11 protein-coding genes and 1 pseudogene are annotated in these 14,370 nt (G+C 62.2%); 10 read left to right on the top strand and 2 right to left on the bottom strand.

All coding sequences use genetic code 11. From position 1 onward, the window contains the following. The first annotated feature begins 153 nt into the window (after window positions 1–153). The 5 genes and pseudogenes from AC1RQC_RS06420 to AC1RQC_RS06400 all read left to right on the top strand — a co-directional run. On the top strand, window positions 154–1,071 hold the full coding sequence (locus AC1RQC_RS06420; protein WP_492371371.1) for a LysR family transcriptional regulator: 918 nt from the start codon (window positions 154–156) through the stop codon (window positions 1,069–1,071). Window positions 1,072–1,402: 331 nt separating this feature from the next. Beyond that, on the top strand, window positions 1,403–2,077 hold the full coding sequence (locus tag AC1RQC_RS06415; RefSeq protein ID WP_492371370.1) for a M24 family metallopeptidase: 675 nt from the start codon (window positions 1,403–1,405) through the stop codon (window positions 2,075–2,077). 153 nt (window positions 2,078–2,230) lie between these two features. Then, the gene (locus AC1RQC_RS06410) at window positions 2,231–2,413 is read left to right on the top strand and encodes a hypothetical protein (RefSeq protein WP_492371369.1); all 183 of its coding nucleotides are present in this window, start codon (window positions 2,231–2,233) and stop codon (window positions 2,411–2,413) included. A 716-nt stretch (window positions 2,414–3,129) separates the two neighbouring features. Further along, window positions 3,130–3,687, top strand: a complete 558-nt coding sequence (locus tag AC1RQC_RS06405; protein ID WP_492371368.1) for a phasin family protein — start codon at window positions 3,130–3,132, stop codon at window positions 3,685–3,687. 183 nt (window positions 3,688–3,870) lie between these two features. Further along, a pseudogene (locus tag AC1RQC_RS06400) lies at window positions 3,871–4,008 on the top strand (SDR family oxidoreductase); the annotation flags it as partial. Window positions 4,009–4,121: 113 nt separating this feature from the next. On the opposite strand, the gene AC1RQC_RS06395 reads toward AC1RQC_RS06400, so the two are convergent. Further along, complete coding sequence (locus AC1RQC_RS06395) at window positions 4,122–4,697, bottom strand: hypothetical protein (protein WP_492371367.1); 576 nt, start codon at window positions 4,695–4,697, stop codon at window positions 4,122–4,124. A gap of 883 nt (window positions 4,698–5,580) precedes the next feature. Here AC1RQC_RS06395 and pgaA point away from each other — a divergent pair. From pgaA to AC1RQC_RS06370, 5 genes are all read left to right on the top strand, one after another. Beyond that, a complete protein-coding gene (gene pgaA / locus AC1RQC_RS06390; protein ID WP_492371366.1) occupies window positions 5,581–7,626 on the top strand; it encodes a poly-beta-1,6 N-acetyl-D-glucosamine export porin PgaA in 2,046 nt (681 codons plus the stop codon). A 6-nt stretch (window positions 7,627–7,632) separates the two neighbouring features. Next, complete coding sequence (pgaB, locus tag AC1RQC_RS06385; RefSeq protein WP_492809649.1) at window positions 7,633–9,678, top strand: poly-beta-1,6-N-acetyl-D-glucosamine N-deacetylase PgaB; 2,046 nt, start codon at window positions 7,633–7,635, stop codon at window positions 9,676–9,678. Window positions 9,679–9,743: 65 nt separating this feature from the next. Beyond that, a complete protein-coding gene (pgaC, locus tag AC1RQC_RS06380; RefSeq protein ID WP_492371364.1) occupies window positions 9,744–11,066 on the top strand; it encodes a poly-beta-1,6-N-acetyl-D-glucosamine synthase in 1,323 nt (440 codons plus the stop codon). A 13-nt stretch (window positions 11,067–11,079) separates the two neighbouring features. After that, window positions 11,080–11,523, top strand: coding sequence for a hypothetical protein (locus AC1RQC_RS06375; RefSeq protein WP_492371363.1), 444 nt, complete (start codon window positions 11,080–11,082; stop codon window positions 11,521–11,523). A gap of 114 nt (window positions 11,524–11,637) precedes the next feature. Further along, window positions 11,638–12,876 carry a hypothetical protein gene (locus AC1RQC_RS06370; RefSeq protein WP_492882710.1) on the top strand — a complete coding sequence of 413 codons (1,239 nt, stop codon included), beginning with the start codon at window positions 11,638–11,640 and terminating at the stop codon, window positions 12,874–12,876. A gap of 67 nt (window positions 12,877–12,943) precedes the next feature. On the opposite strand, the gene AC1RQC_RS06365 is transcribed toward AC1RQC_RS06370, so the two are convergent. Continuing rightward, window positions 12,944–14,344 (bottom strand): hypothetical protein, encoded by a 1,401-nt coding sequence (locus AC1RQC_RS06365; protein ID WP_492809642.1) that lies wholly within the window; start codon window positions 14,342–14,344, stop codon window positions 12,944–12,946. Window positions 14,345–14,370 lie beyond the last annotated feature (26 nt).

Raw genomic sequence — 14,370 nt, 5'->3', positions numbered from 1 at the left:
GAGGCGTGGCCATGGAAGGGATCTTGCGAGAAAGTATCCGCCACCGCGCCGGCCCGGCAAAACGAGAAATCGGATTGCGCCGGTATTCCATTTTTTCGTGATGAGGGCATTGTTGGTGCGAGAATATGTCGCCGCACAGAATCGGGAAATCAAATGTCTGTCACGTTCAAGCAACTCGAAGCCTTCTACTTCTGTGTGACGCATGCATCCTTCAGCTCGGCGGCCACCAAGCTCCACGCGACGCAATCGGCCATGTCCAAGCGTGTCGGCGAACTGGAGGCGGTCCTGGGCGTGCAACTCGTCCACCGCACGCCAAAGGGCCTCGTGCCCACCCATGCCGGCAGCCGGCTCCTGACCCTCGCCGCAGAAGCCATGCGACTGCGCGAGCGGATCGATGCCGAGGTCGGGCAGGTCGACAAGCTCACCGGCACCTACCGGATCGGCGTCACCGAGCTCATCGCACTGACCTGGCTGACCAAGCTGCTCAAGGAACTCAAGAACCGGCATCCAGAGCTTCAACTGGAACCGGTGGTCGATGCGGGCATGAACCTGTTCGAAGGCCTGGAGGCAAACAAGATCGACCTGGCGATCCTGCCGGGCACGTTCTGGGGCGAAGCCTACAAGACGGTGGAGGTCGGCCGCGTGGAAGACCTGTGGATGGCGAGCCCCACCCTCGCGTTACCCGACAGGCCGCTGCGCCCCGAAGAATTTGCCCAGTATCCCGTGCTGGAGCAATCCATCGGGTCCGCGAAGAACACCTTCTACGGCGCCTGGCGCCGGGAGCATGGATTCAGGTTCAAGAAGGTATTTGCCACCAACAGCCTGACCGTATTGAGAGCACTGACCATCGAAGGACTCGGCATCAGCCAGCTTGCCCTGGACTACTTCGCCACGGATATCGAGCAAGGGCTCTTGCGCGTGGTAAAGAGCGACCCCATGCCACCGCCGCTGGTTTACTCCGCCGTCTACCGGGACGATGCCTTCAGTGCGGCGCTGGATGTCATTGCCGAGGTCAGCCGGCTTGTGTGCGACTTCTCGCGTGGCCCGCATGATCTTGCGGTTGCACGGTGAGCGCATTATTGCGCGCCCAACTGGGAGATGCTGCCGCAATGAAACCGGAAAGAGTGTCGTAACGCACATTCGTTATATTCAATGATATATTTCGGCAATCAAGCGGGAGCCGGGACACGATAGGTTGCCAGCGGCAACATCCGGCCCCAACGAGCCCTTCCGACGCGAGGTACGCCTGCTGTGGCGACCAAGGCAGCAAGGCCTTCCAGGCAGCGATTCTCCGGCCCCACACACGATGGGCCCGGCAATCCTCCCCAGAGGGGTCCGCTGATTCCGCCGGCACCGCAGCCCGCCTCAACTCGGCAGAATCATGACGACATCTGGATTTTTCATGGAAAGCACACCAAGCCTTGACCGGGAAGCCGTTGGGGCCAAATTCTCATTGCCCGCCATGCAATACGCGCGGGACAAGACCTTCGAAGGGGTCCGGCGCATTGCCGCGGGCATTCGTCCAGGCATGACCGAAAAGCAGGCCTGTGATTTTGCGCGCATCACGCTCGAGGAGATGGGCATGCAGCGCATCTGGCATCAGATCATCGTGCGCTTTGGCCGGAACACCCTGAAGACGTTCAAGGAGCGCATAGACCCGGATCATGTTCTCGGTGAGCATGACATCTTCTTCATAGACCTCGGCATTGTCTGGAACGATCATGAAGGCGATGCGGGTGATACCTTCGTCGTCGGGGAGGACCCGGAGATGCATGCCTGCGCCGAGGCCGCGCGCATCCTCTGGCAAGAAGTCAGCGCGCGCTGGCGTGAAGATGGTCTTGGCGGACCGGCGCTATACCAATATGCAGCGCAGAGGGCTGAGGCTGCGGGCTGGAAGCTCAACCTCGAAATCAAGGGGCACCGCGTATCCGATTTCCCTCATGCGATCTATCGGGCGGGGGACTTGGGAGACTATGAACGGTGCCCCAAGACTGGACTGTGGATACTGGAGATCCAGATCGCCCATCCCACCAAGTCATTCGGCGCCTTCTATGAAGACATCCTGATAGCCAGCTAACCAACCCAGCGCAGGGAGCGCTTCTCGCATGCCGCACGTGCGCTACCTGCCAACCAGAGCCTGACCACGAGAGCCGACCGCATTCTTGTTCTGGACATCGACGGCACGCTGACGGACTCTGTCGCGCTTCATCGGCAGGCGTTCCTGGCCGCGATGTCCGCGCTTGCGCTGCCGCAGCGCAATACTGACTGGGGCAGCTACCCCCAGCATACCGACACCGGCATCCTTGCGCACGCACTGGCGAATGGCGGCCGCGCAGCCATGCAGGCCCATGAGCAATCGTTATTCGAAAACGATCTCGATCGATACTTCGCGAAAGCACTTGCCAAACACTGACTCCGTGAGATACCCGGTGCCTGCGTTTTTGTGCGGGCAGCACGAGAAGCAGTCCAGGTGAGGATGCCCTCCTCCAGACTTGCGTCGAACACTTCATTCCACTGCCAGGACGCGACCTTCAGGTTCTTGACATCCAGGCAAGCCAACGGCACGCGCGTCGTGTTCATCGTATCGGCCCACGTCGCACCGATGTATCAGGCACCCAGGCAATGGGCGCGTTGCAACGAGCCCTGCGATCTCAAACCCCTCTTTCCGGGGGTAAATTGTTTAAAATCTTTTTATGTGAATATTAATTAACTCTGAATTCAAAATATTAAATCCCGGAGCATGCGAATTTTGATCTAAAGTATCTGATCTTTGGTTTCAAGCCAATAGAGGTTATTTTGGGTGTGAACTCAGAAGGCGCTTCTGGAGCATGAGCCAATAGCGCTCGACCGGCCTGTGCCGGGCTTTCGCCGACCTCAGCTAACAATCCAGGGCTACGCCTTGCTCAGAGCCTTCAGGCGTGTCCTCCACAGAGCGGATCTGACACGCCCCGCCTCACGAAAAGGGCGCAGCGCGCCCGTCTGAGATGCCTGCAGGTGCCTGGCATGTACTCGGCTCTTGCGCACCGGAACCTCCGCCGCGGTTACGCCGCCGCCCGATTCACGCGACTCCGCCGCGAACGTGCTGTCATGGGATGGCACGGGGCGTGGGTCACACCAAGGAGCTGCAAGATGAATCAGCTGTCCCCCGAGCAAGTCCTGGCTGCGCAGAAGGCGATTATTGACGCCACGGCAGGTCTGACGGCCAAAGCTGTCGAAGGTTTTGAGAAGCTGCTCGCATTGAATATCGAGACGACGAAAGCCGCGCTATCCGATACTTGCGAAGGCGCGCGCAAAGCCCTGTCGGTCAAGCACCCCCAGGATTTTTTTGCATTGCAGATCGAGTTGCTCAAGCAAGCGACGGAAAAGACACTCTCGTATCGCCTGCAATTTTTTGAAATTGCGTCCGCGACGCGGGTCGAATTCGACAAGGCTGCGGAAACGCACTACGAGGCAAACAAGCGCGGGGTGCAGCGTCTCCTTGACAACGCGGTGAGCGCTGCGCCAGCAGGTTCCAGCGCGGCTGTCGCCGCCTGGCAGTCGGCAATCGATGCAACCCACACGCTATACGAGACCATGCAGTCGACGGCAAAGCAGGCGGCGCACGTTGCGCAGAGCAGTTTCAATACGGCTGCCGAAGCGGCCTCAAGGTCGGTGAAGCAACCGCCTGCCCGAGCCGTCCGGCAGTAAGCCGCGCAATGGCTGCCGCGGCCCCTACGCTTCGCGGGGCCGCGGCGAGCGCGAGCCATGTCCAGCGGCAGGCTGGGCTTCGGCCACCTGCTCTTACGGCCGTGTCACCGACCTGGCCTTCAACGCAGTATATGGAGGATTCAAATCATGACGACGAGGATAGCCCTGGTAACGGGGGGTATGGTCATCCCGCAAATCCCGGTTGGCCGCCTGGGGGAGCCGGAGGAAGTAGCGGCCTTGATTGTCTACCTATGTTCGCGTGAAGCGGCTTTCCTGACTGGCGCAAACATTGCGATCAATGGGGGCCAGCATCTGCAGTGACGCTGGTGGAAGCATAGCGAAGCTGCACAGCGGGTCTCGGCCCGCTCCTTCGACCCAGTAGGGGGATAACAGGGGGCCGCGTCATTGCCAGGCGCGCCAGCCGCGGGTCATTGCTACCAGCGCAGGCCTGTCCCCAGGGATCCGGTTTCGAAGATCACGTATTGCGTTCGCTGCTTGTAGGTGGCCTCCACCCGATAGTCGGCGGGCGGCACCTTGAACAGGCAGCGCGGACCGGTGGCCTGAAACGCGGCCAGCACCTTGCCATGGCGCCGCAGCTGGACATCGACCCCCGCCAGCAAATCGCCTTGCGGCCCCTTCGTGAAGATGACGCCGAGGTTGTATTGCTGTTCGAGACTGGTCAGCTGGTCCTGCTCCTCGACGCCCGTGCCGCCGCAGATATAGGTGACATTGCCAATAGTCCGCGGCGTCATCAACTGCGGTCCCGAGGCCTGCTGGCGCATGACTGCCGGCTGCGCCGGCGAGGCTGCGGCCTCGGGCTGCGCGATGACAAGCGGCGGTTCCTGATTTTCCGCTTGCGCCTGTGTCGTTGAGGCCTGCGGGTCTGCGGCTTGTGGCATTGCCGCCGCCGGAATTGCCATCTCCGGCGGTGTAGGCACGGCTTGCGCTTGCTGGGTCGGCGCCTCGGGCAACGATTGGGCTTGCGTGCCAAACGCGAGCGCCGCCGACATGCCGATGAGAACAAAGCGCGCAACAGCCGCAGGGCGGGCAGTATGTGAGATTGACATGGCGCTCCCCCTCTGAATTGGTGCGACAAGACTAGACACAAGCGGCATACGCAGCTATCCGCCAGAAGTCCCACCGATTTGCGGCGTGGCGCACATTACGCCCTCCTCGTCTACCGCACCCGGGCCAGACCCGGTGAGGTAACCCGCGAGGGCGGGCCAATCCGGCGCAGATTCGCTTGAACGTTCAGTTCGACGCGCTGTGGCTCTGTGTAGGTCTCCCCATCCGACATCCGACCTCAGGCATGCGCTCGTGGCAGTGCTCGCTTGCTGGACGGCGCGTTTTCCTTAGCGGCGCATTCCTGCGCACGCTTTCGTTTCATCCTTGTAACAGCGGGGCTGGTCTCCCGGTTTAGGTCGACTCCATCTTTCAGCTGGTCGCTCTAGTGCTTTTGGCGACTGTCGCAATAGCACCCGATCACCAAATAATGGCGCACAAGCACTAAGAAGGGCATCAAGGCAGGCGCAAAGAGCAAGCCTGGAGACGTGGTTGGCAGGGAGCAGCCGTTTTTTGCGGCAGACGAAAGCAGAACGAGAAGACAGTGGAATAGGCCGCATCGCCGCAGCACAAATCGCTGCCGGGCGCGACAGGCATTGGATGGGAATAACAGGGCGCAACCGGAGAAGATCCGGGGTCGCTTTGATTTCTGGTCGGATTCAGCAAGGTCATGTCTCGGCGGACCGGATTGGCGCGTTGCGTTGCAACAGGGCCAGCAGGTTAGCCGTGTGATGTCCGTCTCTCCGGTTACACGCATTGGTGCCGGCAAGGATATGCCGCACGCCAAGGGAGACGTTTTGTTTGCAGCAGCGCATTCCGGGGGATCAAAACGTGAACGCATCCCAGCAGTGCCGCAGGCGATTGCGGACCACGCTCAAGACCACAGCCGTGCTGTTAGCGCTGTTCGCTCGCGAGCATTGCGCGGCAGAAACCGCAAAGCCGGCAGCACCGCGCGTGCAGCCGCCGGCCAGGCTGGAGCAACCCGCATCGGCGGGCGAGAACGACGGGCTCAGGGAGCGCATTTTCGCCCTGGCCGAAGCAGGGTCTCCAAAACTAGCGCTGGAACAGGCCGCCGCACGCCCCGATGTCTTCGCGCGCCGGGATCTGCTGCTGCTGGAGCATCTTGTCGTTGCCCAGCAAATCCGGTGGGCACGGCAGCAAGCCAGCGCTTCCAATGACCAGGATCGCCTGGTTCCCGCCGACGGCGCGCTTGCTGCTGCCGAGGCACTGCAAGGCAGGATTCCCGCCGATGACGAATACAACGGGGTGCGGCGCGCGGTCCAGTCCGATCGCCTCACGGCGTTGTCCGTGCGCGGGCGCATGAAGGAAGCCGCCGCGCTATACGAGCAGCTCTCGCTGGCCAACGAGCCGCTACCGGGCTCCGCTTATGCCGCCGCGGGCGACGCCTACGCCTATCTCGACAAGCCCGACCTTGCCTCGCGCGCCTACGAACTGGCCTTGCAGGCGGTCATCGAGCCGATCAAGGAGACTACCGAGCCCTATGCGCTATCGCGTCCTAGCGTGCAGGAAAGCCTGTTCTTTGCCTACCTGGACCAGGGACACTACGAGGCGGCGCGCGAACTGGTCTCGATGATGGCCCGCAACACGCCGGCGCAAACCGAGTTGTCCGAAGACGTGGACAAGACCAATCCCGAATACGGCCGCGTCAAGAAGCTGCAGGCGCAATACCTCCTCTATACCAATCACGTCAATGAGGGCGTCCAGGCACTGGATGCCTTGCGCAAGGACGCCCCCTTCGATCCCTCCCTGCTGACCGCCCGCGCGGACGGTTCGCTGGTGCTGGAACGCCCGTACGCCTCGCAAAGCATCTACCGGCAGGCGCAGGCCGACCACCCCGGCGATATCGAAAGCCTGGTGGGGCTCGGCAAGACCGCCCTCCAGCTCCATCAGTACGATCAGGCGAAGGCGGTCGCCGCGGCCTTCGACGGCAATTTCCCCGACAACAACAGCGTCAAGAACTTCCAGCGCGAGTACCGCGTCTACGAGCGCCCGCAACTGATCATCGACGCCATTGGCGAGCGCGGCAACGCCGTGCTGGCGGATCATGCCTGGGGGGTTGACACCCGTCTCTACTCGTCGCCGATGGCCGACTACTGGCGTGTCTTCGCGCACCAATACACGGCGCGTGGCGACACCGGCGATGGCCAGAGCGTCAGCCGCATACGCAACGGCCTCGGCGGCGACTTCCGGCGCGACGGCTGGGAAGCCGCCGCCGAGCTGCATCAGTCCACCGGAGGTCAGGGCAAGACCGGCGGCACCGGCACGGTCGCCTTCCAGCCCAATGACTCCTGGCGCTTTGGCGCGGGCGTCGACTCCGACGACAACGCGTTGCCTTTGAAAGCCTACCAGGCCGGCGTGACAGGCCGCACTGCCACGGCATCGGCGCGCTACTCGCAGGACGATGCGCGCTACTTCAATGTGATGTACGGCGCGTCGCGCTACAGCGACACCAACTTTCACCAGATGTGGCAGGGCACCGCTTACCAGCGGCTGCTGAACCAACCACGCCACCAGGTGGCGATCTGGCTCGACGTGGGCACCACCAGCAATACGCTGGACAGCACCGCCTACTTCAATCCGCGGCGCGACTACACCGCGCAACTGCGCACCATGTACCAATGGACGCCGTGGCGCTATGCCGAAAAATCCTTCAGCCAGCGCGTGTATGTCACCGCAGGTGGCTACCGGCAGGACGGCTTCGGCGACAGCATGTTGTGGGAAGCGCGCCTCGAACAGTTCTGGCAGCTTGGCCGCAAGGCTTCGCTCACCTACGGCATCGGCATCGGTAGCAGGCGCTTCGACGCCAACCGCGAGACAACCAAGCTGATCTACCTCAACCTCAACGTCCCTCTATAGGTCATCATGCAAAAGCTCAATCGCCGAACATTCATCGGGCTCGCCGGCGCGCTGTCGGTGACCAATAGCGTCCACGCTGGCTATGCGCTGTCCTTGCTGCCGCCGCAGGATCGCGACGACGGGCTGACCTTCCGCGTACTCGCGTTTCACGACATCCGGGACGACCTGCGTGCGGATGTGGGAACGGTGGCAGATACCTGTGCGATCAGCACCGCCACGCTCAACAATATCTTCGCCTGGCTCAAGGGCAACGACTTCCACCCTGTCAGCGTCGACCAGATCATTGCCTCGCGCAACGGCGGCCCGCGCCTGCCGCCGCGTGCAGTGCTGCTGACCTTCGACGATGCCTACAAGAGCCAGTACACCAAGGTCTTTCCGCTCTTGCAACAATACAACTACCCAGGCCTGGTCGCGGTGGTGTCGCGCTGGACCGGTACTCCCCGGGACGAGCCGGTGCGCATCAGCCATAAGTCGGTGATGGCGCCAGGCTATTTCATGAGCTGGGACAACCTGCGCGAGATGGCTGAGTCAGGCCTGGTGGAGATCGCCTCGCACACGCACGACATGCACCACGGCGCAGTGGCGAATCCGCAAGGCAACGAACTACCGGCGGCCAGCGCGCACCTCTACCATGCCGACCTGAAACGCTACGAAACCGACCAGGAATACGAAAACCGGGTCGGTGGCGACCTGAAGATGTGCTCGGACATGATCCAGGCGAAAACCGGGGCTCGGGTGCGCTCGATGGTCTGGCCCTACGGCATGTACAACGCGGCGCTGATCGGTGCTTCGCACAAACTGGGCATGAATGTCCACTTCACCCTCGACGACGGACCCAATACGCCCGAGGTGCCGTTGACCAAGATCAGGCGCCTGCTGGTTTCCTACGACTGGGATGCCGGTGTCATGATGGGCCAGTTCCGCCAGCAGTCGGCCTATCGCGGCGACAACCAGCCGGTCGAACGGGTTGTCAACGTCTCTCTCGACGACGTGTACGATCCGAACCCCGATCGCCAGGAGGCCAGGCTATCGCGGCTGATAGACCGGATCAAGGATCTTGAGCCCAAATCGGTCTACCTGCAGGCGTTTCACGATCCCGACGGCAGCGGCACCGCCCAGGCGCTCTACTTTCCCAACCGCCACATGCCGGTGCGCGGCGACCTTTTCTCGCGCGCGGCCTGGCAGCTGATCACCCGCGGTGGCGTACAGGTCTACGCGGCATTGCCGGTGCTTGCCTACAAGCTGCCCGCGGGCCATCCGGCTTCGTCCCGGCTGGTAGCGGTGATGCCGGCCGCGCCGGCCACGCCCCTGGACCCGCGCCAGCGGCAACGGCTCAGCCCCTTCGACCCGCTCGCCCGCAGCGTGATCCGCGATATCTACTACGACCTGGGCAGATACACCAGTCTTAACGGCGTCGTGTTTGGCGATGACGCGAGCCTGAGCGATGTCGAAGACGCGAGCGATGCGGCGCTTGCCGCCTACGCGGACTGGGGGTTGCCGCGCGAACTGGCTGCGATCCGCGCCAACCCCGATCTGCTGCAACGATGGTCGGACGCCAAGCTCCGGTACCTGATCGACTTTACGCGGCAACTGGGCGACCTGGTCAAGGACTATCAGGGCGGCGGCAATGTGCTGACCGTGCGCAGCCTGCCTGCCAATGCGGTGCTGCGTCCCGACGCGAGCATGCGCCTGGCTCAGGACATCGATGCATTCGCCGCGCAATACGACTTCGTCAACCTGATGGCCTACGCGGATGCCGGAGGCGGCCCGCCTTCGACGCCCTGGCTGGAGGGCCTGGTCCGCGCCGTAGCGGCGCATCCGGGCGCGCTGCCGAAGACCATCTTCGCGTTGCAGACACTCGATGGCCGAACCCAGGCACCGGTCGCCAGCACCGCGCTACGTGATCAGATGCAGCGCCTGCGCATGGCTGGCGTGAAGCACCTCGGCTACTGCCCCGACCAGTTCATGGTGAACCAGCCAGACCTGGCGGTGCTGCGGGATGTCATGTCCATGCAGAACCTGGTGCGACCGCGCAATGGCATGAAGGTTTAGACCAAGAGCCGGATCAAGAGCCAGATCCAGACCAAGAGCCGATAGCAACAAGGTAGGGGAAGATTATGAAGAATACGGCAAGCCTGCTTTCGAATTTTGTCTTCTACTACCCACTGTTCATGTCCTACTTATGGATGACCGGTGGCCTGCTTCACTACTTCCTGATCGAGAGAAAAGAGAGCAAGAAAACGCGGGCGGACGTGTTGCTCGAGTGCCCGAAGGTCTCGGTGATCGTGCCCTGCTTCAACGAGGAAGCCAATGTGCGCGAGGTCATCGCGAACCTGGCGGAGTTGCGCTATCCGAACTACAACATCATCGCCGTCAATGACGGCAGCAGCGACGCCACCGGCGATATCCTGAATGCGCTGATCGATCAGTATCCGCAATTGCTGGTGATCCACCAGCACAGTAACGAGGGCAAGGCCATTGGCCTGACCACTGCGGCAATGCTGACCGATGCCGAGTACCTGCTGTGCATCGACGGCGACTCGCTGCTCGACCGCGAGGTGATCGGCTGGATGCTGCGGCACTTCCTGCGGGATGCGGGGGTTGGCGCAGTCACCGGCAATCCGCGCATCCGCACCCGGACCTCGCTGTTGGGGCGCATGCAGGTCGGCGAGTTCTCGTCGATCGTGGGCCTGATCAAACGGACCCAGGAACTGTATGGCCGCCTGCTGACCGTGTCTGGCGTGATCTGCATGTTCCGCAAGAGCGCGCTGCGCGGCGTGGGCTACTGGAGCCCCGACATGCTGACCGAAGACATCGATATCAGCTGGAAACTGCAGGTCAATGGCTGGCGGCTGCATTTCGAGCCACACGCGCTCAGCTGGATCCTGATGCCGGAGACATTCAAGGGCCTGTTCAGGCAACGCCTGCGCTGGGCGCGGGGCGGCATCCAGGTGCTGCAGAAGTATGCGGCGCCCATCGTCACAAAGAACAAGCCGATGATGTGGCCGATCTTCCTCGAGTATACGGTCAGCGTGATCTGGGCCTATTGCATGCTGTTCACCCTGGTGATGACGGCCGCGACCGCGCTGTTCGAGCTGCCCGAAGCCTGGCGCTTTGCCGGCATGCCGCGCGGGGCAGGCGTCTTTCTCTTTCTGACCTGCTGCGTGCAGATCCTGGTCGGCTGCGTGATCGATCGCTGCTACGACACCAAGCTGCTGCGCTACTTCCTTGACACGATCTGGTACCCGATCGCGTTCTGGACCATCAGCATGGTCGCATCGGTGATCGCCCTGCCCAGCGTGCTGTTGCACCAGCGCCGCACCCGGGCAAGGTGGGTCAGCCCCGACCGCGGCATCCGCGAGGACGCCCCCGCGTCCACGCCGCCAAGGTCACCTGCGCCCGCATCTCCAGTTGTCGGGCAGCTTGAAGAGCATTCTTGAGGAGGAGTGAGACATGAAAGAACCCATCATTGACGCGTCCAGCACGACATTGCAGCAGTATCTGCAGCACCTTGCGCGGGGAAAGGCGGTCCGACGATATCTCTGGTATCGGCTGGCGCGGCCGCTGCTGGTGGCCAGCATCTGGGTAGCTGCGGCGTTCTACATCCACTGGTGCGTGGCCTCCGCGGGAAGCGGCGAGTTCTCGCTTGGGGAGATCATCCCCGATGCGTTGACCGTCCTCGGGATAGGGCTGGCGTTCACGGCGTGGACGTTGGCGCGCCGCTTCGGGACAAGCGTTTCCAACCTGAAACAGCCTGCCCGGGTGGCGCCGATCTCGACGCTCGACCTGGCCAAGGATGTGGTGCTCTCGGTTGGCACCGGTCGTCGCCTGGTGGCTTTTCACGACGAAGACGGCCTGATCTCGCACGTTGCGCCACTACAGCAGGAACTGGCCTGAGCAGCTCCGCGGTTTGGCCTCGCGCGGCAGCCGGCGGTGCCGCCCGCTGTCGCGCGAGGTCCTCATTGAATGGTCTTGGCATTGTCCATTGTCACGAGGAAATGTGGAGCAGCCATGCGTCCGCTCGTCATGATGTGTGGCGCTTCTCTAGTGCTTGCCGGTGCGCTGCTGTGCTCGCCGTCGGGTGCGCGTAACGAAGCCCGGAACCATAGCCGCGCTGATACCCGGCCGCCCGCCAAGGTCCGCCCGGCGATCGATCAGCGCGCCTTTATGCATGGCATTGGCGCAGCCACCGGGCCTGGGCAGACCACCTACGTCTTCTTCAGCAGCTCCGGGCTGCCGCCGCGCGGCCCGGATCGCAATCGCAACTGGACGCACGACATCTACGTCGCCGAATGGAACCCGGCCCAGGCCAGTCTTGGCAAGCCCCGGCTACTGGTCGCCGAGAAGGAAGCGCAGGAGCCGGTGTCAGTAGCGCAGAACGCCGCGGGCCGCATCATGCTGACCTTTGAGGATGGCTCGAATACCACCAACAGCGTCAGCCAGCGCTATCGTGTGTACGGCACGGACCTTCAATCGCAAGAGGCGAAATCGACTGACGTCTGGTCTGGCGGGCACTCTGGCCACGTGACGGCGGTAGGGGACAATTTCGTGGTGTTTTACTCGGACGACTGGATCGATGGTGGCGGCGTGGACAACCTGGGCACCGGGAACGGCGTCTACCTCAAGACGTATGACGGTAACGGCCGGCTGCTGCAAAGCACTGAGGTGGCGCCGAACAAGCGCGAGTGGTGGCCATTGATTGCAGGCTCGAAGGAGACGGCCTTGCTTGCCTGGCAGGAGTTCGTACCCGGCGAGACGCACGCCAGGCTGAAGACGGCCGTCTATCGGCCCGTCGACGGAGCGCTGACTGGCATGCAAGCACTGAATGGCCGCCTGAAGTACTACACCTACAGTGTCGCCTATGTCCCGGCCCTGGACAGCTTCCTGCTGGTCGGCACCAACGACTTGGACAAGGGCTTCGCGCATCTGCTGGATAAGGCCGGCAGGGTGAGTGCCTCGCTGGCCTGCATGCCGGAAAGCGTGCGCGAGGCCAGCATCACCGTGGTCGGCGACATGGCGTACACGCCTGCGGCGGACGGCCGCCTGCTGCACCTGAAGCTGTCCGCCGGCACGATTGAGTTGCGCGGTAGCCAGCCATCGCCGATTCCATGGACTTATGCGGGCAGCCTTGGGCTGGTGCGCTCGTCATCCATACTGCACTGGGTCTCGCTTACGCCAGCGGGCTTGCGAGAGAGCGATTTTGATTTGAGCCGGGCGACGCCGCCTTCGGCCGCGGATCTGTGCCGGTAGGCAAGTATCCGCCGCGCAATGTGACCCGTTTGGAGCTGCATCGATCACCGATGCGTGCTACACAGGGTTACTTGTTGAGCGGTGTGTTTTCCTCCAGTTTTGAGTAACCATGCGCTTCAATGACGGCGGGATCCACAACAATGTACCCCAGCGATCTCAGTAGCGTCACTGCCTCAATTTCAGCGTCAGTGTGAGGCGGGTGTTTTGAAGGCGGCACGAAGGACGTGTCTGATCTCGCAGGCGTATCGTGCGCGAGCGGCCGAGCATGGTCGACCTGACTGCTAGCGATGAACTCGCAGCGCTGCGCGTTGGGTTTCCAGGTAACCTCCACCGCGGTACAGAACTTGCCGGTAAAGATCTTGAGTTGCATGCTTGCTTTCAGCCACGCGACAAAGGACTCGCGAGACGCAGGCTGGTAGCCTTGCAACAGAGTTTCAAGATTCTTCTGTGGCAAGCCTTCCGTTTGGGAGGAGGGCTCTTCTAGCAGTGATAGCTGCAGCGCCACGCGCTCGCGGTCAGCTTCCTCGTAGATGAGGTATTCGTTGTCAACGACGCCTTCGCGTAGCAGTTCGCACAGCAACGCCCAAGCCCTGGGATTCTTCTCGATGCAACCTTCCAGGCCAGGGTCCAGGCTCGTTAGAATCGCTGGCATCGATTGGTGCCTGCCGGACACGACTTCAAGTGCAAAGGAAGCGGCGTTGCGTGATGGGCTAGCCCGGCGCTGCAGCATTTGCATGGACTCGTCCTTGTACTCCTGGATCTCGGCAAGGGTCTCGGCAGCTTGGCTCCAGGCGTACTTCTCGAGATTTTCAGCAAGTTTTCGCGCAGCCCTGGCCATGTCATAGGCGAGAACGCCAACATAGCTCTTGCACGCAGCGCATTGGCACTGGAGACGCCCGTAATGCAGAAATCCAGCATACACCCGCTCCTGATGCCCACAGTGATCACACTCAAGCGCAAAGCCGCCCTGGCGCGCCGGGCGCTGATTGGCAAGTAGCCCATCGACCTGGTATCGCGCTGGATGATCGCAACACGGACAGCCCCATATGATCTTGTGGGAGCCATCGCGTGCCGCCACCCTGCCAAATTGACGTTCCAGCGCACTGCGCGGAATGCCCTGCGCCCGTCCGAGCACGTCGGCTGAATAGCGCCAGTAGAAGTAGGAGTGAGCGGCAGCCGCCACCTCCGGACCGTACTCGCGCAACTCCTGTAGCACCCGTGGCGTGTGCCGAATCCGATCGGCGAGGCTATCGACCATGAAGGACCGGCCCGGAACAAGCGCCTCCAGGGCTTGGCGGCTCTGCTCGACAAAGGCAGGAACATGATCGCGGCGAATGGCGTTTTCCTCCTTAAGCCAGCGCGAATGTCCCGGCAACGTGTTAAGCGCATCGATGGCTTCTTTGAGTTCTGCAATCGGCGGGCAAGCCAGGAAGGTAAACGGCTTGCTAAACAGCAATGAATCCATCATCGCATCGTCTCCCACAGGATGGCACC

The sequence above is a fragment of the Cupriavidus sp. GW822-FHT03E04 genome, from assembly GCF_058801495.1.
This window is presented reverse-complemented; position numbering and strand designations above follow the sequence as displayed.

Coding starts and splice junctions, on each gene's coding strand:
- AC1RQC_RS06395 (WP_492371367.1), bottom strand. CDS start 4,697: ATGTCGGCGGCGCTCGCGTTTGGCACGCAAGCCCAATCGTTGCCCGAG.
- pgaB (WP_492809649.1), top strand. CDS start 7,633: ATGCAAAAGCTCAATCGCCGAACATTCATCGGGCTCGCCGGCGCGCTG.
- AC1RQC_RS06365 (WP_492809642.1), bottom strand. CDS start 14,344: ATGATGGATTCATTGCTGTTTAGCAAGCCGTTTACCTTCCTGGCTTGC.
- AC1RQC_RS06420 (WP_492371371.1), top strand. CDS start 154: ATGTCTGTCACGTTCAAGCAACTCGAAGCCTTCTACTTCTGTGTGACG.
- AC1RQC_RS06405 (WP_492371368.1), top strand. CDS start 3,130: ATGAATCAGCTGTCCCCCGAGCAAGTCCTGGCTGCGCAGAAGGCGATT.
- pgaC (WP_492371364.1), top strand. CDS start 9,744: ATGAAGAATACGGCAAGCCTGCTTTCGAATTTTGTCTTCTACTACCCA.
- AC1RQC_RS06375 (WP_492371363.1), top strand. CDS start 11,080: ATGAAAGAACCCATCATTGACGCGTCCAGCACGACATTGCAGCAGTAT.
- AC1RQC_RS06410 (WP_492371369.1), top strand. CDS start 2,231: ATGTCCGCGCTTGCGCTGCCGCAGCGCAATACTGACTGGGGCAGCTAC.
- AC1RQC_RS06415 (WP_492371370.1), top strand. CDS start 1,403: ATGGAAAGCACACCAAGCCTTGACCGGGAAGCCGTTGGGGCCAAATTC.
- AC1RQC_RS06370 (WP_492882710.1), top strand. CDS start 11,638: ATGCGTCCGCTCGTCATGATGTGTGGCGCTTCTCTAGTGCTTGCCGGT.